Raw genomic sequence first — 23,503 nt, forward strand, 5'->3', positions numbered from 1 at the left:
TATATAGCTATACAATTAATTTAACCGATAGGTTAGCTAAGGCGTAGACTAAGCGCAACTAAAGGCAATCAATGGTAATAGGGGTATTTCAATGGCAGGTTTCAATTCCGAGACAGTGCTCAGCGTTCATCACTGGACGGATAACCTGTTCAGTTTTCGTACCACACGTGATCCGGCGTTCCGCTTCAAAAACGGACATTTCATCATGATCGGCCTGGAGGTTGAAGGTCGGCCACTGATGCGCGCCTATAGCATCGCCAGCCCCAACTACGAAGACACCTTGGAGTTTTTCAGCATCAAGGTCCCGGACGGCCCCTTGACTTCACGCTTGCAGAATATTACGCAAGGTGACCAAATTATCATCAGCCGCAAACCAACCGGCACGCTGGTGCTGGATCATCTGTTGCCTGGCCGTAACCTTTATTTGCTCAGCACCGGCACCGGATTGGCGCCCTTTATCAGCATCATTCAGGACCCTGAAACCTATGAGCAATACGACAAAGTCATTCTCACCCACGGCTGCCGGCACGTGCGCGAGTTGGCCTATCAGGATCTGATCACCGACGAGCTGCCCAATCACGAGTATTTTGGTGAAGACATCAGAGAAAAACTGATTTATTACCCCACCGTGACCCGGGAGCCTTTCCGCAACCAGGGGCGTCTAACTGACCTGATGACCAGCGGCAAGCTGTTCGATGACATCGGTCTACCCGCATTTGATCTCGAACAAGACCGTTTCATGCTGTGTGGCAGCCCCAGCATGCTCAAGGATTTTTGTACCATTCTGGATGAGCGCGGTTTTACGGAAGCTCGCCATGGCGACCAGGGCCACTACGTTATCGAACGGGCCTTTGTTGAAAAGTGAACTGCAGCTTCCAGCGCTGAGCCACTGCATCACGGAGTCCGTGCCGGCTTAAGCTTCCGGAGCCGGCACGGCGGGTTAGACAGGAGCCGCGCTAGCGCCAGAGCGGCGAGAAAATTACGAGTTAGACTCATGACGCTGACCTGCAGTACATTAGAACCCTACTCTACGTAGATCATTTGACGCGTCATGCCGCCGTCTGCAACAAAATTTTGCCCCGTCACAAATCCAGCAGAAGCCCCGAGCAAAAACACCACCAGAGCGCCAATGTCACGAGGCTGGCCGACCCGACCTACCGCGTGCTGCTGGTGATCGACAGCCCGCAACGGATCGCTCTGTTGTTGTGCGTTCTCACGTGTGTCTATCCAGCCAGGGCTGACTGCATTTACCCGAATGGTCGGCCCAAGACTTACCGCCAGCGCATGAGTCAATGCCACCAACCCGCCTTTGCTAGCGGCATAGGCTTCGGTATGTGCTTCTGATTGCACCGCTCGCGTAGAGGCAATATTGACGATCGCGCCACCGGTTTCCCGGAGCATGGGAATAGAATGCTTGGCAACCAGAAAGGCGCCAGTCAAATTGGTCCCCAATCTGCGATTCCAGGCGTCGAGGCTAAGCTGCTCAATCGGCCCACTATCCGGATCGGCGATACCCGCATTGTTGACCAGACCATCAAGCTGACCGAAATCCTCCTCGATACGCTCGATGCAGGCCATCACACTCGCCTCATCGGCGACGTCCATGGCAATGAACTCAACCGTTCCCAACCGGGCAAGCTCCTCTGCCGCAGCTTGACCCGCTGGCTCATCCACATCGGTAAGCACCACCGACCAGCCTGCACGCAGCAGACTGGCGGCAATACCCTTACCTATGCCTCTGGCAGCACCGGTAACCAGAGCCACCGGAAAGCGTTCAGACTCCATTCAGGCTTTTCTACCGCGCGGCCCGGCAAAGAACCAGATAATAAGACCGACCACTGGCAGCAGCAGTACCAACACCACCCAAAGCACCTTGGCGCCATTACTGGCATTACTCTGCACGATATTGATAATCGCCCAGATATCCAGAATCAGAATAACCAACCCAAGAAAGCCGTTACCGACGCTCACATTCATATAAAACTCCTTTCAAAGTGAGCCTCCACTATAGCTCAACGATGCGAACAGGGTTTTACAATTCAAGCACCTGATAACGAGCAGCAATATTATCCCCGGTCTGTTCTGCCGCCAGCCCTTCCTCAGTCGCAGCCGCGCGGATAATCAGGCAAGGCTGTCCAGCACTGGCGACAAACCAATGGCCGAGACGCTCCGGCAGGCGGAGCAGATCACCGCGTTGACAGCGCAAAACCAGTAGCCGATCCCCTTGATGCAAACACATAACGCCCGCGCCGCTGACGAGCAACTTTGCCGTGGCCTGTTGGAAGTGCTGTTCAGCTTCGACCTTCTGCGGTTCGTCTGCATAGCCAGGTAGCGCCACAATCCGCTGCACAGCAAGGCACTCCAGCGCGCAGTCAAAACCGCTATTGCCCAGACGAGGCAGGATCGCTGCAATAATGTCCTGATCGTCGCCCGCGTCTCTGACACTGGGCAATTGCTCCAAACGTTCAAGGCGAACGCCGAACTCTGCCAACAGCGGGTCAATGTCCTCGCGGTGAGTCAGCACCTTGTTGGGTAACTGGAGCTGGTCGTGGTCGTAAACAGCGAGGATGTTCATCCTGGACGTCACCTGTAGAAATCGAATGTGGGAACAGTATAAAGCCCCTACCCTGCCCCTGACAGTCAGCTGAAAGTCTGACTCCGGGTGGCATCCGCTTGCGCGGGGGGCAAGCAACGAAACAGCACAAACGCTGCGATCAGCGCAGCCAATCCGCCGACAGCAAAGGTCCAGAAGGCGCCCAGGCTGTTCCAGCTATAGCCTGCGTAGAGTGCACCCAGCGCCCCGCCCATACCTGAAAGCGTCGCATACAAGGCCTGGCCCTGGCCTTGCAGCCGCTCGTTAAAGCTACGCTGAATAAAATGAATCGCCGCCACATGAAAACAACCAAAGGTTGCGGCGTGCAATGACTGGGCAATCAGCAGCGCACTGAGAAAATCGGCTAACGCGCCCAACATCATCCAGCGCACCGCCGCGAGGAGCAGACTACTCACTAACAACTGCTTGAGCGTGAAGCGCGCCAACACCTTGGCCATAACCAGAAACAGCAAAATCTCCGCGACTACGCCGAGCGCCCATAGCAAGCCAATCAGCCCACGGCTATAACCCAGCGCCTCAAGATGCAAGGTCAGGAAGGTGTAGTAAGGTCCGTGGGAAAACTGCATCAGCCCCGCGCACAGGAAGAACGCCAACACCCCAGGTTGGCGCAGCAAGCGCAGGAAGCCGTCTGCGTTCAGCACCTGGCCTTGGGGTTTGGTTGCCGGCGCGGCCGGCACTGTCAAACTGCAGAAGAAAATGCCGAGCATGATACCGAGCATGACCAGCGGGTATACGTCCAGACTGAAGACCTGCAATACCAGGCCCAGACCGATGACGGTAGCAATAAAGCCGACCGAACCCCACAAACGGATCATGCTGTAACGCGACGACTGCGCGCCAAGATGGCTCAGCGTAATGGCTTCAAATTGCGGCAACACCGCATGCCAGAAAAAGCTGTGCAGGGCCATGATCATCGCCAGCCAGAGGTAGTCCTGGCGATAGAAAATACCCGTGAATGCCAAAGCGGTGAACAGCGCCCCCAGCCTTACAATCGCCAGGCGCTGCCCGGTGACATCCCCCAACCAACCCCATAAATTGGGGGCCAGGCACCGCATCAGCATGGGAATGGCCACCAGCTCGCCGATTCGCGCAGCGCTGTAGCCCAGATGACTGAAATACAATGCGAGAAAGGGTGCTACTCCGCCGAGCAATGCAAAGTAGGCGAAGTAGAACCCAGATAAGCGCCAATAAGGCAGCATCAGCGCCCCATGCTAGGCAACATGGCGGGTCACAACTGGCCGAGTATCGGTGTCGTAACGCGGACGTCTGCATTCTGCGCACGTTGGCGCAGCAGATGGTCCATCAACACCATGGCCATCATCGCTTCGGCGATCGGCGTCGCTCGAATCCCCACACAGGGGTCATGCCGGCCTTTAGTGATCACCTCCACCGGGTTACCGTCAACATCGATAGAGCGCCCCGGCGTGGTGATGCTTGAGGTCGGTTTGAGCGCCAGGTGTGCGACGATCGGCTGCCCGGAAGAAATACCACCCAGCACCCCACCGGCATTATTGCTGGTGAAACCCTCGGGGGTGAGTTCGTCACGGTGCTCCGTACCCAGTTGCGCTACCGACGCAAAACCTGCACCAATCTCCACGCCCTTGACCGCATTGATACTCATCAGTGCATAGGCTAGCTCAGCATCCAACCGATCAAACACCGGTTCACCCAGGCCCGGAGGGACGCCTTCGGCGACCACGGTGATCTTTGCCCCAACCGAATTCTGGTCGCGACGCAACTGGTCCATATAGGCTTCCAGCTCTGGCACCTTGTCAGGGTCGGCACTAAAAAAAACATTCTCCGCCACGGCATCCCAGCTTTTGAACGGAATCTCGATAGGGCCCAACTGGCTCATGAAACCGCGGATCACGATACCTTGCCCTTCCAAGTACTTGCGGGCGATGGCACCGGCGGCCACGCGCATGGCGGTTTCCCGCGCAGAGGAACGTCCGCCGCCGCGATAATCGCGCACGCCGTATTTATGCTGATAGGTGTAATCCGCATGCGCGGGACGGAATACATCCTTGATTGCCGAGTAATCCTTGGACTTCTGATCGGTATTACGAATCAGCAAACCAATCGGGCAGCCGGTCGTCTTGCCCTCGAACACGCCGGTGAGAATTTCCACTTCGTCGGGCTCTTGCCGCTGAGTCGTATGCCGGCTGGTGCCCGGCTTGCGGCGATCAAGGTCACGCTGCAAATCGCTTGCGTCGAGCGCCAACCCGGGAGGGCATCCGTCGACAATAGCCACCAGCGCCGGGCCATGGCTTTCGCCAGCGGTGGTAACGGTAAAAAGAGTGCCAAGGGTGTTTCCGGACATACGCGCAACCTGACGTCGGGTGACAAGGCCGCTCAGTATACCGCCCCACCCTGACAGGTGACAGCCTGCCAGGCTCCCGTTAGGCTATGTTTTTCTCGAAATGGAAGCTGATATGCAGGCCGCCCTGGATGTGATACTGCCCACCGACATGTCTGGCCTGCTGATCATTATGTTGATTGCGTCCGCGATGGCGACCTCGGCACTCACTGCGGCCATGGGGATTGGCGGCGGCGTATTGCTACTGGCTATTATGGCTCTGGTCATGCCGCCAGCAGCGATTATCCCGGTACACGGCATGGTGCAATTAGGCTCCAACGCCAATCGCGCACTGATGACCCTCAAGTACATCAACCTTCGAGTGATTCTATGGTTTCTGCCCGGGGTGATTATCGGTGCCTGGTTAGCCAGCCTGGTGCTGATCGATCTACCGCTACCCTTGGTGCAGATCTGTATTGCTGGATTTATTCTGCTGCTGTGCTGGGGCCCGGCTATTCCGAAGGTGGCGACCGGCCGGGTCGGCACTCTACTCGCTGCCGCCCTAACCAGCTTTATAAGCCTGTTTGTCGGTGCCACCGGGCCGCTGGTCGCGGCCTTTATCAAACAGCAACAGGCGGGTGAAAGGCTCTCTACCGTAGCCACCTTTGCTGCCGCAATGAGCCTGCAGCATGCGCCCAAGGCCCTTGTTTATGGCGCTGCCGGCTTTGTTTTCAGCGAGTGGTTGGGGCTGATCCTGATCATGATTGCCGCTGGCGTGCTGGGCACCTGGGCGGGGCTACGCATGCTCCACCGACTCAGTGACCAACGTTTTGGCATGATTTTCAATCTACTGTTAACCCTACTGGCCCTGCGTTTGATCTGGCAAGCGGCCAGTAGCGGGTGGGTATGAACAATAATTTGGTTGCAGATTGCCGGCTAACGGCCGATAAATACAGCACACACTGACCGCTAACCGTTGTTCGGAATGCCCATGAATCAAGTCAGCACCTCTGAGCAGGACACGATCGAGCAAAAGCCGGTCAGTCCGCCCCGCGACCCCTTTGCTCGGGCCCGGCCTACTGATGTCTACTGGATCCAGCTCAAACCAATTTACAAAGGCCGACAGCTTGCCCAGGCCGAGCGATTGGCCAGGGTTACGGTTATCCAGGAGCGCGCCGCGCACTTGGAGCTATTCCGCCTCAAAGTGGTTTGCGATGGAGAAACCAAAGCCGATACGGACAACGTACTGGAAGTGCTGGTGGATCACAAAAACCGCAGGGTGCGTTTTGGCCCACTGGAAAATGTACGCATGCTACCGGCGCAGCGTGGCCTGGGCGGTTACCTACTGGCACAACTGATCGAGTGGTGTCAGCGCAGCTGTGGCGACTATTCCATCACCCCGCTGATTTTGCACACCGAAGAGGTCAGTAGCGAGGAGAGTCGGCTAATCAGAGAAAAGCTTCTGCGACGCGCAGGCTTTGACCTCAGCTACTCCAATGAGGAGCAAACCGCCGGGCGCGCACAGGCAAATAGGGTAAGCAGCCTTATCAGCAGTTGGAATACCGAAAAAGTCGCCGCCATTCAGATCAGCGACATCCTTAATCAGTTGCGTGAACAAGAGCAGTCCAATCGCAAGCAACAGGCCCAGCTATCGCAGTTGCAACGGGTGATCGATGACTTCAAGAATAACGACCTGAGCCAACGCTTTGCGATCGGTTGCCTGATTGTGTTCGCCATTTTCCAGGCGCTAATGCTGCTCTGGGTGGTATTGAGCTAGCCTGCGCCTCAGCTCCGAGGCGCAGCGAACAGCGCTTGGTAATCCCGGCATTGCTGGGCGCTGAGAACAAACACGCCGTGCCCACCCTGACTGAAGGTAACCCACTGAAAGTCCACCTCTGGCCACTGCGCCATCACATGCACCATGCTGTTGCCAACCTCGATGACCAACACACCTTGCTCGGTCAGATGATCGGCGGCCTGAGCCAGCATCCTGCGCACCAGATCCAGACCATCCTGCCCTGCGGCCAGGCCCATTTCCGGCTCATGCAGGTATTCGTCCGGCAAGTCAGCCATGTCCTCGGCATCGACATACGGCGGATTGCTGACAATCAGGTCAAAACGCTCTCCGGGCATGCCCTCAAAGCCATCTGACCAGCGCGCCTCGACGCGCTCCTGCAACTGATGTGTTTCAATATTCACCTCGGCGACCGCCAGCGCATCAGCTGAGAGGTCAGCCAACAGCACCTCGGCCTCTGGAAATGCGTAGGCGCAGGCAATACCAATACAACCGCTCCCCGTACATAGATCCAGAATCCGCTTGGGCTCAATTTCCAACCAGGGCGCAAAACGCGAGCCAATCAATTCCGCGATCGGTGAGCGCGGTACCAGAACCCGTTCGTCAACCATAAAATCCAGCCCGGCAAAGCGTGCATGCCCGGTCAGGTAAGCCGCGGGGATCCGTTGCTCAATGCGCCGCAACAGCAACGCCACGGCCAGCTCACGTTCGCTGGCCGTGATCTGGCAGGCCATATACTGCTCAGGCGTTTCCCAGGCCAGATACAGCGCGTGCAGCACCAGCAAGCGCGACTCATCCCAGGCGTTATCCGCCCCATGCCCAAAAAACAACCCCTGCTCGTGAAAGCGGCTGACACCCCAGCGCACCAGGTCGCGGATGGTATTCAGCGCGGTGAGTTCGTGCATAGCAGTACCTCCTTGGGGATCGCGCAGGTCAATACGTGGTTGTAGACAGGCCGCCATTCTACCCTGCATGAGCCGGGAAACTACTGATACACTTGCCTTTTTATCACGTAGAACGCTTCCCATGAGCCAAGACCCCAGCGAACCGGACGATCAGGCGCTTTTCCGCCAGGCTACCCAAGGCGCCAGGCGTATCAAAGTCGATCAGGCCGACACCGGCAAGCCACGTACTGACCGCGCGCATATCAAAACCCAGCGCCAGCGCGCCGTGCAGCCAACCGGAAGCACCCGGGTGGATGGCCTGTCGGATCAGTTCGTGATTGACGTGCTACCCGAAGAAGAACTGAGCTGGGCGGCCAATGGCGTACAAGAGAGCCAGTTACGCAAGTTGAAGGCCGGCCAGATTCCCTTTGAGGGCTCAATTGACCTGCACGGCATGACAGTGGAAAAGGCCCGTGAACTACTCTGGGCCTTTCTCGCCGAAGCCAACAAGATGGAGGTGCGCTGCGTGCGCGTTACGCACGGAAAAGCGCAACGCAAAGATGGCCGTAGCCCGATCATAAAAAGCCACGTGAATACCTGGTTACGCCAACACAGCCAGGTGCTGGGCTTCACCTCTTGCCTACCCCGCCACGGCGGGACAGGCTCGGTTTATATACTGCTCAAACGGGTGATGATGGAGGGGCGGGACGACTAGTTATTAGCGCAAGCTTCAATTCAAATACAGGTCGCCCCACCATCCACCGGCAAGGCGATCCCGGTAGTGAAACCAGCACCTTCAGAACACAGATACAGGACTGCAGCGGCGATTTCTTCGGCCTTACCGATACGGCCCACTGGGTGCATTGCTGCGGCGAATTCGGCTTTACGCGGATCAACTGCGGCAGCACGGCGGAACATCTCAGTGTCGATCACAGCAGGGCAGACCGCATTGATACGTATCGATTTTTTGGCATACTCCACCGCCGCAGAGCGGGTCAAGCCCAGCACCGCGTGCTTGCTTGCAGAATAAATACTCATTTTCGGTGCAGCACCCAACGCCGCCACGGAGGCGGTATTAACAATAGCGCCACCACCCTGGGCGAGCATAAGCGGAATCTGAAAACGCATACACTGCCAGACACCCTTGACGTTAACATCCATGATGCTGTCGAACACCTCTTCATTACCGTCGGCCAGCTTGTCCTGCTCGATCTCGATACCGGCGTTGTTGAACGCGCAATCGAGTCGGCCGTAATGCGTTATGACCGCTTCCATCAGGGCCTTCACTTCGTCAGCCCTGGCAACATTGCAAGCGACAAAAACAGCCTCTCCACCAGCCGCCTTGATACCTTGAACTACCGCTTCACCAGCGGCCTGACTGATATCTGAGACCACCACCTTGGCACCCTGGGCGGCAAAGGCTTCAGCCGTCGCTTGGCCGATACCCGCTGCCCCCCCAGTAACCAAGGCTACCTTGCCAGCAAATGTGTTACCCATAGTGTCTCAACTCCTGACAGATCATTTGAATTACCAGGATGGTATCAGCTCGAAACGTCAGAATCCGACCAAATTAGCGCTGATGTTCACGCTTTATACGCATTATCTATAGCGCGAACTGGCGCAGATACTCGATCACCGACTGCTGATCCCCGCTGAACACCACGCGCTCCTCCTTGCCGGCGCGCTGGTAGGCATACATAGGGTCGTAATAATGCGTCAGCAGACCTTCGATCCATTCGCGGTGCGCTCGAACGTCGCCGGTTCGTTGCTGCACGTCCAGCGCCTCCTGCATGATTGCCTGAAAATTCTGGAAGCGCTCGCCGCCGAGACGTTTGCGAATACGCAACAAGCCATTGGTGAGGTGCTCGGCAAAATCGCTGAAGGCCTGCTCGGGTTGTTCCGGGCACAGGTCAGCGAACTGGGCATGCATATCGATCACATAATCGCCAAGAATACGCCCAACCCGGTTATCGAAGCTGTCCTCTAGCCAGATAAGCGGCGCTGACTGCATCGCTTGGTACAACTCCAATGGCACCGTGCAGCTACCGACCATGCGACTTTCATCCTCAAGCACCAGTTGACCACAGCCTGCTGCGCGAGCGCGCAGCGCTTCAATGGCCAAGGCGTTTTCGAAATCAATCTGACCCGGCTGAGCGGTAGCATGACGGCCAAAACTGGAGCCGCGATGATGCGCATGCCCTTCAAGATCCAGGCTGTTATCCAGCGCATGAATCACCTCAGTTTTCCCGGTGCCGGTCAGCCCCGCCACAACGTGCAGCGGGCAATCCCGTACGGCACCATCAAGACTGTCGATCAGGAACCGGCGCATAGCCTTATAGCCACCAACAACGCGCGGGTACTGCACACCGGCTTCAGCCAGCCATTGCTGAACGATCTGCGAACGCAGCCCACCGCGAAAGCAATACAAATAGCCCTCGGGGTGCTGCTGGGCAAAAGCGACCCACTCGGCGATGCGTTTTTCCTTGAGATCGCCACACACCAGGCGGTTGCCAAGCTCAATGGCCGCCTGCTGCCCAGCCTGTTTGTAGCAGGTACCCACCTGCTGACGCTCAGCATCGTCCATCAGCGGGCGATTGATGGTGCCCGGAAAAGCGCCCTTGTGAAATTCCACCGGGGCACGCACATCCATCAATGGTATTGCCCGCAGAAATAACTGGCGGTAGTCCTCGGTGTTATCGCGCATCAAAGCACCTCGACGCAGAAGCCTGTATCTGCTTCCACGCACTCGCCTAGGGCTTGTAGTGAGTACCCCTCCTGCGCCGCCAGCGTCAGAAAGTCGCCCTCCTCTGCCGGGTCCACAGCGACCAGCAGCCCCCCACTCGTTTGCGGATCACATAGCAGGTGACGCCAGGCGTCCGGCATCGGTGCGACCTTGTGGCCATAACTTTCAAAGTTGCGCCCTGAGCCTCCAGGTATGCAGCCCTGGCTGAGGTAGTAGTCGACGCTAGACAACCGCGGCACCAGCGACTCGGCGATGCGCGCTTTGACCCGGGAGCCTTCAGCCATTTCCACCAAATGGCCAAGGAGACCGAAGCCAGTGACATCGGTCATCGCCCGCACCCCTTTCAAGGTCGCAAAACGGGCGCCCACACTGTTTAGCTGGCACATCAGATCGCGTGCCACACCCGCCTCTTCCGGACGCAGCTTCTTCTGCTTTTCCGCGGTGGTCAAAATGCCAATACCCAGCGGCTTTGTTAAAAACAGCCTATCACCCGGTTGCGCGGTGTCATTGCGCTTGAGCTGGCTACGCTTCAGCTGGCCGGTAACAGCCAAACCAAATATTGGCTCAGGGGCGTCGATCGAGTGACCGCCTGCCAAGGGCATGCCCGCTGCGGTGCAGACTTCACGCGCACCTGCTATCACCTGTCCGGCCAACGCGGCCGGCAACAGATTGATTGGCCAGCCCAGAATCGCGATGGCCATCATCGGGCGGCCGCCCATGGCATAAATATCACTGATCGCGTTGGTCGCTGCGATCCTGCCAAAATCGAATGCATCATCAACAATCGGCATGAAAAAATCGGTTGTACTAACAATCCCCAACTCGTCATCCAGGCCAAATACGGCAGCATCATCGCGACTCGCATTACCTACCCATAACTGCGGAAAATCGGGGCCAGGCTGACCCACAGAGAGAATTTCATCCAGCACCCGCGGCGAAATCTTGCAACCGCAACCCGCGCCGTGACTGTACTCGGTCAGACGTATATCGTGACTCATCCGGTTCTCCCCGCTATGGTTTAAGCCGTGCATTTTAGCATGGGGTCGCCCCTTAGCGCTTCTGCCCTTCATAACGATCCAGGGTATCGCTAGCCACCATCCGGCCCAGCTCTATCAGTTCTGGCGCCTTGTGAAATTCAAAAAAGCGGCAAAGCCGTTTAGGTACCTCTATCAGTACATCCGGCGGGTAGCCTGCAATTTTGTACTGCGTCAGTGAAGCTTGCATGGCCTCAAAGGACAGGTTCACCAATTCCAGCAGACTGGCAGGACCCACCGGAACCTCGACCACCTTGACTGCTGTATCAGGCTCGACAGCACCTCTCTTCGGCAGATGCTTACCCACGGCAGGTGGCTGCTGTGCAATATCATCCTCGGGCAAAAACGCCAGCGGATCCGGCAGGCTGCCCTCCTCCTGAATTTCGCGGCGGGCCAGCCAGTTGCGCACATTCAACGTACCCACCCATTGGTCCCATTGCTGACGTATGGGCGCGGGGCGCTCCACTATCGGCAAGGTATAACCGGCGCAATGCGTGGCATTGAGATTGACCGCCACAATCAAGTCACAATGAGCCGAGACCACCGGCACAATCGGTAGCGGATTAAGCAAACCGCCATCGACCAGTACCCGGCCACCCTGGCGCACAGGTGAAAACAGGCTGGGTATCGCCGCAGAGGCGCGCATGGCCTGATGCAGGCAGCCCTGCTGAAACCACACCTCTTGCTGGTTGGTCAGGTCAGTCGCTACGGCGGTAAAGGGGATGGATAAATCCTCGATGTTCACCTCGCCGAGAATCTCGCGAATACGCCCAAAAACCCGCTCGCCACGAATGGCGCCCAGATTGCCGAAACCCACATCCAGCAAACGCAGTACATCCAGGTAGGCCAATCCGGAGACCCATTCACGGTAGGCGTCCAAACCGCCTGCGGCATAGACGCCGCCCACCACCGCGCCCATCGAGCAGCCAGCAATACAATCGATGGTATAACCCCGACGTTCGATTTCTTCGATTACGCCAATGTGGGCATACCCTCTGGCACCACCACTGCCCAGCACCAATGCAACACGTTGGGACATGACTCCCCCCTAAAAATAATCCCGATTGACGGCAGAAGACTGTCTGAGCATCATGCGCAAACATCTTCCAATAGCCTTAAGGTTACCCGTGATCAATACCCGTGTGCTGATTTCTTTGAAGTGGTTTTTGGCGGCGCTGCTTCTGGTCGCCGCAGTAGGGATCCTGGGAGCCTGGGCGCTATATACCGCCGAACCACAGCGCAGCGGACAACTCAAGTTGGCCGGGCTGCAGGAACCCGTTTCAGTCTCCTACGACGCCTGGGGCGTACCCCACATTGACGCGCAAAATGATCATGATGCTTACCGTGCCCTGGGTTATCTGCATGCCCAGGACCGCCTTTTCCAGATGGACATGCTCCGGCGCATTGGCGCTGGACGCCTGTCCGAGCTATTTGGCCAGGACACCTTTGAAACCGACCGATTTTTCCGCTCACTGGGGATCAGCCGCTTTGCCCGGCAGTACGCCCAGCGCCTGGATGCCCAGCGCCTGGATGCCCAGCGCCAAGAAACAAACAGCGAAAAACCGCACGTAGAACTGATCCAGGCCTATCAAGCAGGCATCAATCATTATATAGACAGTGGCAAGGTACCACTGGAATACCGCCTGCTACTGACCAGACCTGACTATTTTGATATTGCCGACATCGCCCACGTAATGGGCTACATGGCCTATTCATTCGCTGAAGCGTTCAAGACCGACGCCTTGATCGACCATGTCAGAGGCAACCTGGGCGAACGTCATGCCCAAGATCTGGTTCCAGGCTGGCCAGAGACCATGCCGCCCCGGCGTATTGTCGATGGCGGCGTCAGCGGCCTGCTGGATCCTCTACTGCAACAGATCAGCAAAGCCGAAGAGCAATTACCCGCAGGGCAGTTTCTAGGCAGCAATGCCTGGGTAGTCAACAGCACGCGCAGTCTGAGCAACGCGCCCTTGTTAGCCAACGACCCGCACATCGGCTACTCCGCGCCAGCGGTGTGGTTCGAAGCACACATTCGCACCCCCGAACATGAGGTTTACGGGCACTTTCTTGCCGGCATTCCATTTCCGCTGCTCGGTCAGACACGCCGCCACGCCTGGGGGCTGACCATGCTGATGAATGATGAGGTGGACTTCTACCGCGAACGCGTCAATCCAGACAACCCCAATCAGGTGCGCGCCGGAGATGCGGGCTGGCAGAATCTGACCCTCCATGAAGAAGTGATCAAGGTGCGCGGCCATGAGGATCGGCTACTGCGTATGCGCAGCTCCCGCCACGGGCCGATCATCAACGACCCCATGCCCGGCATACCCCTGAATGCCGAGACCGCCGCGCGTCCTCCGGTCAGCCTGTTCTGGAGTTTTCTGAACCCCGATAACGACGCTGCAGAAGCCTTCTATGGCTTGCCCAGAGCCAACACAATGGAGGAATTCGAGCAGGCTGCTGCGTTGCATGGTTCGCCTGGCCTGAACCTCATCTATGCTGATATTGACGACAATATTGCCATGTGGGCCATCGGCACGCTCAAACGCTGGCCAAGCAGCAACAACAGCTACTCACTGTTGAGCGGGTCAAGCGGTCGGGATGATTTTCTTGGTTACCAGCCGTTCAGCGCCAACCCGCGAGTGATTAACCCGTCCTCCGGGCATATCTTCAGTGCCAACAACCCCTACCCAGGCAGCGGCACCCGCCGCGTATTGCCGGGCTATTACGCACCCAGCGAGCGTGCAGAACGGCTGAAGGAGTTGCTCGACAACGACGAGCAGTTCGACCTGGCGCGCTTCAAGGATATGCAGCTGGACACGCGCAGGCCGCAAGCATTGGCGGTGCTGGACGACGCCCTGCCACTGCTCAGTGAACAGTTGCTCAGCAACGATCTGCGCGTGCCGGCCGCCAAAGCGGCGGAGATACTCAGCCAATGGAACGGTGCCTTCACCGGTGAACAAGTGGGCGCGACGCTGTTCCAGCGCTGGCAGGACCAACTGATGGAAGCGCTTTTTGCAGATGAACTCGGGCCGCAATTCGCCGTCTTTCGCAATACCGAAATGGCCGAAAAAAGCCTCTTTAGCTTGTATTGGAAGCCTGCATCACCTTGGTGGGACAACCGCCTTCAGCCGGTGATGGACGGCCGCCAGGCCGCTATCGAGCAGGCCTGGGTGAAAACCATTGAGTCATTGAGCGCAGAATTGGGCACTAACGTAGACCGCTGGACCTGGGATCAGGTCATCAGTCTTCAGCATACGCACCCGCTAAGCGAGCGCATGCCGCTTGGGCGTTTTTTGGATAGCCAGCAGGTGGCCGTAGATGGTGGCGCAGAAAGCCTCAATAGCATGTCCTTCAATACCGGCGAGGGACATTACCGGATCAAGGCCGGCCCCTCGACGCGGCGCCTGGTAGACCTGTCGGATATGAACCGCAGCTTGGGCATTAATCCCATGGGTCAGTCAGGCAATCCGTTTAACGACCATTATCAAGACCAGGCCGAGCTGTTCAATCAGGGACGTTACCGCGGACAGTTGTTTGATTGGCAGGCCATTAAAGCGCTACCCGATCAACTCACCCTGCAACCGTCACCTGCAGGGCGCTGAGAATATCACAGCTTGTTGATACGCAGCGCCGCTTGGGGGGTGGACTCACCTACCTCCAGGCGCTGATTGCGTATACCCAAATCCACTAGCTGCTGAACCGCTGCCGGGGCCTGGTCACCACTGACCGAGATACGTAAGCGCGTGTCGGATCGCAACATCCGGTTAACCAGATGAAGCCAGGCGTCAGCCGATTCAGGCTGCGCTGCCATATCCGCAGGCACCAGCACCTCACCATCCTTGTTCAGCAATTTGAGCAAGGTTGCCGGCGTCGGATAGAGCGTCTCAGTGACTGCCTGCGCTGGCGTGAACTGCTCAACATGCACATACACCCGGCGGTTACCGCGGGTGATCGCGTACAGGCTGACAAACCGCTGCGGCTCATCATCTAGCTGCACAACGATATAAGCCTGATTATCCTCAGGCCCATACAACCTCGCATTACCCAGCACCTGGTTAGCCCACAAACTGCTGCTACCGCATTCTCTGCCCTCGCAAAAAAACAGCATGCTGCCTGGCTGGTCGAGCAACTGCTCCTTGGCATGCTCAAATGCTTCCTGGCGGCCATGCTCTGTGGGGATCTGGTAGGTAGCGCGGATCAACTCCCCAAGGGTACGCACCTCGCGCTCGGCACGTAATTGATTGTTAATTCGGCGGATACTGCCAATCACAACCGCGTGGTCGGCGTCCGCCTGAATAGAAGAATCGACCAGGGTAGCTCGAGGGAAAGGCTCAACTACAAGGCGCTGGGAAGGATCGTCCTCAGCAATGCTGGGCAAGGCCATTAACGACAATATCAGGCCTGACGCAGTAAAACCAAGTGTGGGTAAAAAGGGCATTCAAGCTCCTATTAGCGCCCTCAGAACGGGGCACATGGGATTATAACTGCTTTTTCAGCACGGCCTCTGTGGCGAAACCTCCCTCGCCGCCACCCGAACACACAACAACGTTCTCTGTAGGTTGACTTGATCATTTGCCCTGAGCGCTTGCGGGTCAAGTCAGGTTCTTGAAAAAACTGTCAAATATCGTTGCAACCTGCGCAGCGGGCTGTTCCAGATGCAGGTGGTGACCGCCGTCCAACTGGTGCAACTCGATATGCTGAAACCGCTCGATGCGGTCCAACACCTGAGGGTGTTTATGCATCACGCCCTGATTGGCCAGCACCAAACAGGTAGGCGAGGTAATAGCTTCAATAAAGGCTACCGCATGATTGCTGGTAAAGCGCATGGGCGAAGGCAGCATAAGCTGCGGATCGGTACGCCAGGTCCAGCCCCCATTCTCGGGCATTAGCCCACGCTCCACGAGGATCTTTACCGCCTCATGGCTGATCTGCGTATTGCTACCCTGGGCCCGCGCCTGGATAGCTTTGTCGACACTGTCGTAGAAGGGTTTGCGTTTGCTCTCCAATGCCAGGCTTGCAGCAAAGAAGCGCGCCATCTGCTTGGGCGCATCTTCGGCCTCGGAGGTGAACGGCAATAGCCCGTCAATCAAGCAAGCGCCCATAATGCGCTCTGGCAAACTGCCAGCAAGGACGCCACTGATAATGGCGCCCATTGAATGACCCAGGAGCGCAAAACGTTTCCAGCCCAAATCCTCGGCCACTTGCAGCACCGTGGCAGCCTGTTGCCACAGGCTGTAACCCGCCGCCGGCATGTGCCCGGAAAGCCCATGGCCCGGCAGATCCAGCGCCACCAAATGCACGTCGCCGAGTAGCGGCGCTATCCGGTCAAAAGTCGCGGCGTTATCCAGCCAGCCATGCAGGCCGATCACCGGCAGACCATCAGGGTTGCCCCAGACCTTGGCCGCCACTTCAAGCGATGGAAGGGAAAATCTAACTTCGTGATTGCTGACACTCATGACAGAATCCTAGTGACCAAAGAACAAGGAGTGCGACAGCCTCGCCGCAGCTCGGACGAGGAATCTATGCCGCCAAATCAGACAAGACAAGCAATGCGCCGCGCATGAATAAGCGCTTATAACGCCCGAATAGACCACACTGCAGCGGTTTGAGCGTCAGCCTTTGCCGACCGGCACTACCGCCATAGTCAACCGCGCTATACAGGTGAGCTGAGCGGCATCGTTATGCAGGCGGATATCCCATACGTGAGTGGTACGCCCTATATGAACCGGCCGGGCCAGCGCGGTCACCCGGCCACTGCGCACGGCTTTGAGATGGTTGGCGTTTACCTCAAGCCCAACACAGTATGCCGCGCTGTTGTCGACGCAAAGATAAGCCGCAGTGCTGCCCAATGTTTCAGCCAGCACCACTGAAGCGCCGCCATGCAGTATCCCGTAGGGCTGACGAGTGCGTGCATCTACCGGCATGCTGGCACTTATCCAATCGTCACCGTATTCCTCAAAACGGATATCAAGCAGCGAATTAATATGCTCGCCGGGCTTGTTAAGCTCCGCAAGATCGACCTTCTGATACCAGATAGCTGTCATTCGTTCTCCATTATCTGACCCGACACTATTGACCCCTGATCAGGGTCAGCGGGGAGGTTCTCTACTGTTCCTGCCAGAGCACCCTGTGACCGCTTATAGACCACAGTTCAAACTGGTCCTGATACGTCGCTTCCACCACGTTGCGCTTAATCTTCAGCGTAGGCGTCATGAAACCGTTTTCAACGGCCCAATTATCTTCAACCACCACCAGGCAAGAAAGCTGTTCATGACGATCAATCATTGAATTAACTTCATCAAGTAACACACTGAACGTCTTAGCTATTTGCTCTCGATTTTGTTCTGCTTCTTGCTGACCCGCTGCCGACAACTGCAGCAGCGCCAGCGGCTGGCCAAGATTGTTGCCAACCACGCAAACCTGCTCAATGCGACTGTGCGCTGCCAGCAGATTTTCAATCGGTGCAGGCGCTACATACTTGCCCTTGGAGGTCTTGAAAATATCTTTGATGCGCCCAGTCAGGCGCAAATACCCCTCGTTATCGATTTCACCCACATCACCAGTACACAGAAAACCATCCTCGGTCAGCGTCTCGGCGGTTTTTTCCGGCTCCTTGAAATAACCCAACATGGTGGCACGGCTGCGCACTTGCAGCTCTCCCTCCGCCGACAGCCGACTTTCCACGCCTGGATTGGGCAAGCCAATCCAGCCTGGTTTGAAACGACTGGGCCGGCCAAGATGCGAATAACCACAGTTTTCGGTCATGCCGTAGACCTCGGCAATGTTCAGCCCCAGGCGCCGATACCAGGCCATAGTGGTGTCGGCCACTGGCGCTGCCCCGCAGACGGCATAGCGGATCTGATCCAACCCCAGGCCGGTGAGTACCTTGCGCGCCATAACACGACCAATAACAGGTATTTTCAACAGGTTATCCAACAAACCTGAGGGTATTTTGCTGATGACGCCCATATGGAATTTGACCCATATCCGCGGCACGCCGAAAAACACGGTTGGTCTGGCGCGCTGCATATCCCGTTGAAAGGTTTCCAGGCTGTCGGCGAAAAACACCGTCTCGCCTGCCAGCAACGACGCCACTTCGACAAATTGACGCTCAGCAACGTGACACAGCGGCAGATAGGACAGCAATCGATCCTGATCACTGATATTGAACAGACGCAGGCAGTTATTCGCCGAAAAGTACATGCTGGCGAAACTGAGCATGACGCCTTTGGGCATGCCTGTAGTGCCGGAGGTGTAGACAATGGTCGCCAGTTGTTCTGGATCTGGCAGGGGTTCGCCCTGCATTGGCTCGTTGGCTTGTAGCAGGCATTGCCAACTAAGTAGCTGTGGGTCCTGGGGAGCTAGAGGCAGTCCGAGCATCGGCAGATTGGGCGGTATGCCTGGCCGCATGCTTTCCCAGTCGTCGAGCTTACCGACAAAAACCGCGCGCGCTTCGGAATGGTCGAGAATCTGCCGGGTAGAGTCGGCTGTGAGATTGGGGTACAAAGGCACAGAAATGTGCCCTGCCATCCAGATCGCCAGATCGGCAATAATCCAGTGCGCACAGTTTTTGGAAATTAAAGCAATATGACTACGCTCGGGAAAATCCAGGCTACGCAGATAGCTCGCTATGCGGCGGGCCTCCTGACCCGCTTGACCCCAGGTAATATTCTCCACGCTACCATCGCCCAGAGGCTGGACCAGGTAGATTTTATCCGGATGCTTTGCCTCACGTTGGTAAAACGCTTCCAACGCAGATGACACGGTCAGCCTGACCTGCTCTCCCATGACGGCACCTCGGTTTAGGTTTTGTTATTATGCGATGAGCGGCCGCGCTATTGTTACTCGCATGCCCACCCGTTCGAGTGAACACTATCCCACCACAATAGCGCCCCGACAAGACTGCAAAAGCGCCTAATAGCGGGCATATCTGCCAGCATGCTGACTGCGTGATCAGCTTCGCAAGTGCGCCGGGCTAGTCAACACCCGCAGATGACCCAGCCCGGCTGCAGGCAGATCCAGCTCGATACAGGCCAGGCCAGCGGTTGGCATGGGGTAATGCCCGTTCCGGCTACCTTCAACCAGCAGACTGATCAGTTGACTGACCAGAGGCTGATGGCTGACCAGCAGCAGCGTCGTTTCCGAGCGCTCTGCCAAAAAATTCAGTACCTGTCGTGGGTCATCATCTGGCGTCAACCAGGCAACGGTCGAGACTCCGCGGCGAATCTGCAACTGCGCCTGAACCAGTTGTGCGGTCTCTTGAGCTCGCCGGTAAGGACTCGCAAGAATGGCATCCACCGGCTCACCAATTAACTGAGCCGCCATCAATAGCGCCTCTTCGCGGCCCTGCTCGGTCAGCGCCCGCTGCTCGTCACTGGACGCCATGGCTTCAGCCTGACCATGGCGCAATACCCAGATTTTCATGCCTTGTCAGCGGGGGATTCTGGCACCGCTGGAGGTAATCCGCTGCCAGCAGGCCATTCCATGAACGGCCAGGGTTTTTGTTCCGAGGCGCCAGTCACGTAACAGCCAATCTGGGCCGCATAGGCCGAGAGGCGGCTGCCGAAATCAGCCAGGCGTGCGTCCGCCTCACCGGTGAACAGGCGGTAGCCTATCTGTAACAGCACCACGACTATCAGCAACAGCTCGGTGACCTGCCAGGCCAGCGCCAGCAGCAAAGTGTATATCAGGCGCAGCCAGAAATCGGCCGAGCCGATGGATTGCTTGAGCGCGCTCATTAGATTTTCTCCTGCTGCGAGAGGGGGGCCATGAACGCCGCGAACTCGACGTCATGCTTCTGTTCAGCGTTCATCAAGTGGCTGATCACCGCGGACAATGGTTGTTGCTCGAAGAGGATGGCATGCAAACCGGCCACCAAGGGCATATACACGCCCTCTTCTTCAGATTTCTGGCGCAGTACCTTTAGCGTATTGACGCCCTCGGCAACCTGCCCGAGTTGCGCTACCGCTTGCTCAAGCGTCTTGCCCTGCCCCAGAGCAAAGCCCACCTGGTAATTCCGCGATAAGGGCGACATGCAGGTAACGATCAAGTCCCCAACTCCGGCCAAGCCGAGGAAGGTCATTGGGTTAGCGCCCATATGCACGGCAAAGCGGCTCATCTCGGCCAGTGACCGCGTGATCAGCATGCTCCGAGTATTTTCGCCCATGCCCATCGCTGCAGCCATACCAGAAATAATCGCGTAAACATTTTTCAGCGCGCCGCCAAGCTCTACACCATAGCGATCCTGGCTCGCGTAGACCCGCAGACGCTTACTGCCCAGCACCGCCTGGACCTCCGCACACAGCGCCTGATCATCGCTGGCAACTACCGTGGCAGTCAGCTCTCCGGCGGCCATCTCTTTGGCCAGATTGGGACCGGAAAGCACCGCAATACGAGCGTCTGGCGCTTCCTGGGCGGCAATGTCGCTCATCATCAGAAATCCCGGCTGTTCAATGCCCTTGGTGGTGCTAATGACACCCTTGCCCGCCAGTGCAGGACCAATCTGGCTGAGTACCGAGCGAAAAGCCGAACTTGGAATGGCCAGAAACACCAGCTCGGCGGCGGCCACCGCCGCCTGCATGTCAGTACTGACGGTCAATCTGGGGTCAAGCTTGACACCGGGCATATAACGGCTATTTTCACGCAGCCGGGTTATCTCTTCGGCGACCTTTTCATCTCTTAGCCACAGGGTGACAGGAACACCTTCAGCAGCCATTAATGCCGCCAGAGTCGTACCGAAGCTCCCGCCACCCAGTACGCAGACAGGTGTCTTGTGATCGGTCATCTAAAATCCTTGAAACAGTGATTGATAGCAGCAGTATAAAACAGCTAAGGCTAAATGCGATGTTGCCGATACATCAGTTAGCCAGCGGTGGCAAAAAACACACCTCTGCGTAATATGGGCTGACAAAACCTGAATGGTTGCAAAATAATGGCATCACCTCTATACCGACCGTTTTTTCCGCTGCTGTGCCTGACCGCGAGCATGCACAGTTACGCCATGGATGACCTGACGCTTAGCAGCACAGAGCTCCCTTCCGTGCTAAGCGCTACCCGCTTGAAACAATCCCCAGCCGAAGTACCTGGCAGCATGACCGTTATCGACCGTGAACTGATTCGCGCCACCGGTGCTCGAGACATTCCAGAAATACTCCGTCTGGTGCCTGGCATGAAGATAGGCTACCTGGATGGCACCCGAGCCAACGCCAATTACCATGGCACCAATACCACCGAAGCCCGGCGCATGCAGGTACTGGTTGACGGTCGCTCGGTCTACCGACCTGGCCTGGCCACAGTGGACTGGAGCGATATTCCGCTGGCTGTAGAAGATATCGAACGCATCGAGGTGTTTCGCGGCCCCAATACAGTCACTTACGGAGCCAATGCGCTGATGGGCGTGATCAATATCATCTCCACCCGCCCCGAATTATCCCAGGGCACTCGGTTGAAAGTAACCCAGGGTAATCGTGGAGTAAAAGATCTGTACGGTAGCCAAGGCTTCGAGTTTGGCAATAGCCTGGCCCGGCTCAGCGTATTCGGCAAGGAAGATACTGGATTCGATTCCGATGACGACGGTAACGACTTTCGTGACGGTCGACGCCTGAACGCGGTCAACCTGCTGGGCGACACCACCCTGTCAGCCCGTCAGACCTTAAGCTGGCAATTCGGTGCCAAGGAGGGCGCGAACCAGCGCGACAACGACTACACCGTGCTGGCCGAGCCTAGCAACACTGCTTTTACTTACGACCGGGTAATGTCCGAGCACCAAGCCAACTCCGACGTCACGGCCAGAGACTACTTTGCCCAACTGCACTGGAAAAATGACCTCTCTCCCTCACATCGTCTAGAAATCAAGACCTATGCGCAGCATATGGAGCGCCTCAGCCAATGGCGGGCCTGCGATTCCCCTGTGGTTTTTTCACCCGAACTACGCACCTTATACCAGGCGGGTAATGTCTACCCCAGGCGGATCAACTACATCTTGCGCAATCGCGGGTCCTGGGGCGATCCGCTGTTCGCTGCCAACTATTTGGTCAATAAGGACGGTCTGCCACCAGAGCTACTGCCGTTGGTTGATAGCGTGGTCGCCGAGCATGCCGCCGCGCGCGACGGCCAGCCTGCCTGTTGGGATCTGAACGAAAATCTGCGTGAAACGCGCTACGAGATTGAAATACAGAACACCATGCAACTGGCGGATAACCTGCGAACCGTGTTTGGCGGCAGTCTGCGGTATGATGAGGCAAGCTCCGATACGCTGTTTGGCGGTCGGGTAGATAACCAGATAGGCCAATTATTCGGCCATCTGGAGTACCGGCCGCACCATCGCTGGTTATTACATGCCGGCGCGATGGCCGAGGACGACCGCCTCAGCGGTTTTTCTCTCTCGCCACGGGTCGCCGCGCATTTTTTTCTGCGTCCCACCCACAGTCTGCGTGCGGTGTACTCCGAGGCAGTGCGCTCTCCGGATATGTACGAGAACAATGCTAACTGGACCTATACCGCGGACAATCTCAGCGGTCCTGTCTCCGGTAGTGACCAGTATTACGCACTGGCCCAGGGCCCCGGCAACTTGAAGCAGGAGCGCATGCGCTCGCACGAGGTCGGTTATAACGGCTATTTTCATGACCTGGGTCTATCGATCGATATAAAGGGGTTTTATGACGAGATCAGGGATATGATCAGCCAGCCGCTGCAGATCGTGAACTTCGTACCCAATAACAACAGTTTTTCCCGCTTTACCGGCGCTGAAACTCAAATAGACTGGAGCCTGACCCGCGCTGATCGCCTAAGACTGACCTATGCCTACGTTGACTTCGTCGCGACCAATCGACTGGATCAGCGGCTAACCGCCCGTAATAGCGGCTCCGCAGCGTGGTTACGGCAATGGCCAGGCAAGATTGACAGCAGCCTGATCTACTATGGTGCAGACATGCTTAATGAGCGCCGCTTCGAACGGCTTGACAGCCGTATCGCCAAACGCTTTGATTTAACCAGCACCAGCCATCTCAACCTGGCGCTGACCTGGCAATACCGGCTCGATGATGAAGGGCTGACCTGGCCGGAGAACGTATTTAACAGCCGCAGCCAGTATTACCTCAGCGCCGAGCTGAATTTCTGAAATTCGCAAGCCAGTC

Annotated in this window: 23 protein-coding genes; 6 read left to right on the forward strand and 17 right to left on the reverse strand. The window is 57.0% G+C overall.

The genetic code is table 11. The features are described 5' to 3' along the window. Window positions 1–91 precede the first annotated feature (91 nt). The gene (locus K787_RS0118040; protein ID WP_022964220.1) at window positions 92–865 is read left to right on the forward strand and encodes a ferredoxin--NADP reductase; all 774 of its coding nucleotides are present in this window, start codon (window positions 92–94) and stop codon (window positions 863–865) included. Window positions 866–1,023: 158 nt separating this feature from the next. On the opposite strand, the gene K787_RS0118045 is transcribed toward K787_RS0118040, so the two are convergent. The 5 genes from K787_RS0118045 to aroC form a co-directional block, all read right to left on the reverse strand. Further along, window positions 1,024–1,785: an SDR family oxidoreductase gene (locus K787_RS0118045; RefSeq protein WP_022964221.1), complete on the reverse strand. Its 762-nt coding sequence runs from the start codon at window positions 1,783–1,785 to the stop codon at window positions 1,024–1,026. Next, entirely contained in the window at window positions 1,786–1,977 is a 192-nt protein-coding gene (locus K787_RS0118050) for a PLDc N-terminal domain-containing protein (RefSeq protein ID WP_022964222.1), read from the reverse strand. A gap of 55 nt (window positions 1,978–2,032) precedes the next feature. Then, window positions 2,033–2,575 (reverse strand): cupin domain-containing protein, encoded by a 543-nt coding sequence (locus tag K787_RS0118055; protein WP_022964223.1) that lies wholly within the window; start codon window positions 2,573–2,575, stop codon window positions 2,033–2,035. 65 nt (window positions 2,576–2,640) lie between these two features. Beyond that, a complete protein-coding gene (locus K787_RS0118060; protein ID WP_022964224.1) occupies window positions 2,641–3,813 on the reverse strand; it encodes an MFS transporter in 1,173 nt (390 codons plus the stop codon). Between the two features lie 29 nt (window positions 3,814–3,842). Next, window positions 3,843–4,934 (reverse strand): chorismate synthase, encoded by a 1,092-nt coding sequence (gene aroC / locus K787_RS0118065; RefSeq protein WP_022964225.1) that lies wholly within the window; start codon window positions 4,932–4,934, stop codon window positions 3,843–3,845. Window positions 4,935–5,046: 112 nt separating this feature from the next. Between aroC and K787_RS0118070 the strand changes: the two genes are divergently transcribed. After that, window positions 5,047–5,820, forward strand: a complete 774-nt coding sequence (locus K787_RS0118070) for a sulfite exporter TauE/SafE family protein (protein WP_022964226.1) — start codon at window positions 5,047–5,049, stop codon at window positions 5,818–5,820. An 81-nt stretch (window positions 5,821–5,901) separates the two neighbouring features. Next, entirely contained in the window at window positions 5,902–6,687 is a 786-nt protein-coding gene (locus tag K787_RS0118075) for a hypothetical protein (protein ID WP_022964227.1), read from the forward strand. Window positions 6,688–6,695: 8 nt separating this feature from the next. On the opposite strand, the gene prmB is transcribed toward K787_RS0118075, so the two are convergent. Next, entirely contained in the window at window positions 6,696–7,610 is a 915-nt protein-coding gene (gene prmB, locus K787_RS0118080; RefSeq protein ID WP_022964228.1) for a 50S ribosomal protein L3 N(5)-glutamine methyltransferase, read from the reverse strand. A gap of 121 nt (window positions 7,611–7,731) precedes the next feature. On the opposite strand from prmB, the gene K787_RS0118085 reads away from it, so the two are divergent. Then, complete coding sequence (locus K787_RS0118085; protein WP_022964229.1) at window positions 7,732–8,304, forward strand: Smr/MutS family protein; 573 nt, start codon at window positions 7,732–7,734, stop codon at window positions 8,302–8,304. A gap of 20 nt (window positions 8,305–8,324) precedes the next feature. Here the strand turns inward: K787_RS0118085 and K787_RS0118090 are convergent, their stop codons facing one another. The 4 genes from K787_RS0118090 to K787_RS0118105 form a co-directional block, all read right to left on the reverse strand. After that, window positions 8,325–9,086 carry an SDR family oxidoreductase gene (locus tag K787_RS0118090; protein ID WP_022964230.1) on the reverse strand — a complete coding sequence of 254 codons (762 nt, stop codon included), beginning with the start codon at window positions 9,084–9,086 and terminating at the stop codon, window positions 8,325–8,327. Between the two features lie 106 nt (window positions 9,087–9,192). Continuing rightward, complete coding sequence (gene mnmH, locus K787_RS0118095; protein WP_022964231.1) at window positions 9,193–10,293, reverse strand: tRNA 2-selenouridine(34) synthase MnmH; 1,101 nt, start codon at window positions 10,291–10,293, stop codon at window positions 9,193–9,195. Further along, window positions 10,293–11,330 (reverse strand): selenide, water dikinase SelD, encoded by a 1,038-nt coding sequence (gene selD, locus K787_RS0118100; RefSeq protein WP_022964232.1) that lies wholly within the window; start codon window positions 11,328–11,330, stop codon window positions 10,293–10,295. Before selD ends, mnmH begins: the two co-directional genes overlap by 1 nt. A gap of 52 nt (window positions 11,331–11,382) precedes the next feature. Beyond that, on the reverse strand, window positions 11,383–12,405 hold the full coding sequence (locus K787_RS0118105; protein WP_022964233.1) for a patatin-like phospholipase family protein: 1,023 nt from the start codon (window positions 12,403–12,405) through the stop codon (window positions 11,383–11,385). Between the two features lie 88 nt (window positions 12,406–12,493). Between K787_RS0118105 and K787_RS23635 the strand changes: the two genes are divergently transcribed. Then, window positions 12,494–14,971 carry a penicillin acylase family protein gene (locus K787_RS23635; RefSeq protein WP_022964234.1) on the forward strand — a complete coding sequence of 826 codons (2,478 nt, stop codon included), beginning with the start codon at window positions 12,494–12,496 and terminating at the stop codon, window positions 14,969–14,971. A 5-nt stretch (window positions 14,972–14,976) separates the two neighbouring features. Here K787_RS23635 and K787_RS0118115 read toward each other — a convergent pair whose 3' ends face one another. From K787_RS0118115 to K787_RS23645, 7 genes are all read right to left on the reverse strand, one after another. Further along, a complete protein-coding gene (locus K787_RS0118115) occupies window positions 14,977–15,807 on the reverse strand; it encodes a DUF4892 domain-containing protein (RefSeq protein ID WP_022964235.1) in 831 nt (276 codons plus the stop codon). 154 nt (window positions 15,808–15,961) lie between these two features. Then, the gene (locus K787_RS0118120; RefSeq protein WP_022964236.1) at window positions 15,962–16,825 is read right to left on the reverse strand and encodes an alpha/beta fold hydrolase; all 864 of its coding nucleotides are present in this window, start codon (window positions 16,823–16,825) and stop codon (window positions 15,962–15,964) included. A gap of 156 nt (window positions 16,826–16,981) precedes the next feature. After that, on the reverse strand, window positions 16,982–17,413 hold the full coding sequence (locus tag K787_RS0118125) for a hotdog fold thioesterase (protein ID WP_022964237.1): 432 nt from the start codon (window positions 17,411–17,413) through the stop codon (window positions 16,982–16,984). A 61-nt stretch (window positions 17,414–17,474) separates the two neighbouring features. Further along, window positions 17,475–19,157: an AMP-binding protein gene (locus K787_RS0118130; RefSeq protein WP_022964238.1), complete on the reverse strand. Its 1,683-nt coding sequence runs from the start codon at window positions 19,155–19,157 to the stop codon at window positions 17,475–17,477. A 165-nt stretch (window positions 19,158–19,322) separates the two neighbouring features. Further along, the gene (gene sixA, locus K787_RS0118135; RefSeq protein ID WP_022964239.1) at window positions 19,323–19,793 is read right to left on the reverse strand and encodes a phosphohistidine phosphatase SixA; all 471 of its coding nucleotides are present in this window, start codon (window positions 19,791–19,793) and stop codon (window positions 19,323–19,325) included. Further along, window positions 19,790–20,107, reverse strand: coding sequence for a DUF4389 domain-containing protein (locus tag K787_RS23640; protein ID WP_022964240.1), 318 nt, complete (start codon window positions 20,105–20,107; stop codon window positions 19,790–19,792). The genes sixA and K787_RS23640 overlap by 4 nt, the downstream gene beginning before the upstream one ends. Continuing rightward, complete coding sequence (locus K787_RS23645; protein WP_022964241.1) at window positions 20,107–21,153, reverse strand: NAD(P)H-dependent glycerol-3-phosphate dehydrogenase; 1,047 nt, start codon at window positions 21,151–21,153, stop codon at window positions 20,107–20,109. The genes K787_RS23640 and K787_RS23645 overlap by 1 nt, the downstream gene beginning before the upstream one ends. Window positions 21,154–21,300: 147 nt before the next feature. Here K787_RS23645 and K787_RS0118150 point away from each other — a divergent pair, with 147 nt between their 5' ends. Then, window positions 21,301–23,487 (forward strand): TonB-dependent receptor plug domain-containing protein, encoded by a 2,187-nt coding sequence (locus K787_RS0118150; RefSeq protein WP_022964242.1) that lies wholly within the window; start codon window positions 21,301–21,303, stop codon window positions 23,485–23,487. Window positions 23,488–23,503: the final 16 nt, after the last annotated feature.

The sequence above is a fragment of the Halopseudomonas pelagia CL-AP6 genome, from assembly GCF_000410875.1.
GTDB lineage: Bacteria > Pseudomonadota > Gammaproteobacteria > Pseudomonadales > Pseudomonadaceae > Halopseudomonas > Halopseudomonas pelagia.

Excerpts from the sequence above, each read along its gene's own strand:
- K787_RS0118040 (WP_022964220.1), top strand. The coding sequence starts at position 92 with ATGGCAGGTTTCAATTCCGAGACAGTGCTCAGCGTTCATCACTGGACG.
- K787_RS0118045 (WP_022964221.1), bottom strand. The coding sequence starts at position 1,785 with ATGGAGTCTGAACGCTTTCCGGTGGCTCTGGTTACCGGTGCTGCCAGA.
- K787_RS0118050 (WP_022964222.1), bottom strand. The coding sequence starts at position 1,977 with ATGAATGTGAGCGTCGGTAACGGCTTTCTTGGGTTGGTTATTCTGATT.
- K787_RS0118055 (WP_022964223.1), bottom strand. The coding sequence starts at position 2,575 with ATGAACATCCTCGCTGTTTACGACCACGACCAGCTCCAGTTACCCAAC.
- K787_RS0118060 (WP_022964224.1), bottom strand. The coding sequence starts at position 3,813 with ATGCTGCCTTATTGGCGCTTATCTGGGTTCTACTTCGCCTACTTTGCA.
- aroC (WP_022964225.1), bottom strand. The coding sequence starts at position 4,934 with ATGTCCGGAAACACCCTTGGCACTCTTTTTACCGTTACCACCGCTGGC.
- K787_RS0118070 (WP_022964226.1), top strand. The coding sequence starts at position 5,047 with ATGCAGGCCGCCCTGGATGTGATACTGCCCACCGACATGTCTGGCCTG.
- K787_RS0118075 (WP_022964227.1), top strand. The coding sequence starts at position 5,902 with ATGAATCAAGTCAGCACCTCTGAGCAGGACACGATCGAGCAAAAGCCG.
- prmB (WP_022964228.1), bottom strand. The coding sequence starts at position 7,610 with ATGCACGAACTCACCGCGCTGAATACCATCCGCGACCTGGTGCGCTGG.
- K787_RS0118085 (WP_022964229.1), top strand. The coding sequence starts at position 7,732 with ATGAGCCAAGACCCCAGCGAACCGGACGATCAGGCGCTTTTCCGCCAG.
- K787_RS0118090 (WP_022964230.1), bottom strand. The coding sequence starts at position 9,086 with ATGGGTAACACATTTGCTGGCAAGGTAGCCTTGGTTACTGGGGGGGCA.
- mnmH (WP_022964231.1), bottom strand. The coding sequence starts at position 10,293 with ATGCGCGATAACACCGAGGACTACCGCCAGTTATTTCTGCGGGCAATA.
- selD (WP_022964232.1), bottom strand. The coding sequence starts at position 11,330 with ATGAGTCACGATATACGTCTGACCGAGTACAGTCACGGCGCGGGTTGC.
- K787_RS0118105 (WP_022964233.1), bottom strand. The coding sequence starts at position 12,405 with ATGTCCCAACGTGTTGCATTGGTGCTGGGCAGTGGTGGTGCCAGAGGG.
- K787_RS0118115 (WP_022964235.1), bottom strand. The coding sequence starts at position 15,807 with ATGCCCTTTTTACCCACACTTGGTTTTACTGCGTCAGGCCTGATATTG.
- K787_RS0118120 (WP_022964236.1), bottom strand. The coding sequence starts at position 16,825 with ATGAGTGTCAGCAATCACGAAGTTAGATTTTCCCTTCCATCGCTTGAA.
- K787_RS0118125 (WP_022964237.1), bottom strand. The coding sequence starts at position 17,413 with ATGACAGCTATCTGGTATCAGAAGGTCGATCTTGCGGAGCTTAACAAG.
- K787_RS0118130 (WP_022964238.1), bottom strand. The coding sequence starts at position 19,157 with ATGGGAGAGCAGGTCAGGCTGACCGTGTCATCTGCGTTGGAAGCGTTT.
- sixA (WP_022964239.1), bottom strand. The coding sequence starts at position 19,793 with ATGAAAATCTGGGTATTGCGCCATGGTCAGGCTGAAGCCATGGCGTCC.
- K787_RS23640 (WP_022964240.1), bottom strand. The coding sequence starts at position 20,107 with ATGAGCGCGCTCAAGCAATCCATCGGCTCGGCCGATTTCTGGCTGCGC.
- K787_RS23645 (WP_022964241.1), bottom strand. The coding sequence starts at position 21,153 with ATGACCGATCACAAGACACCTGTCTGCGTACTGGGTGGCGGGAGCTTC.
- K787_RS0118150 (WP_022964242.1), top strand. The coding sequence starts at position 21,301 with ATGGCATCACCTCTATACCGACCGTTTTTTCCGCTGCTGTGCCTGACC.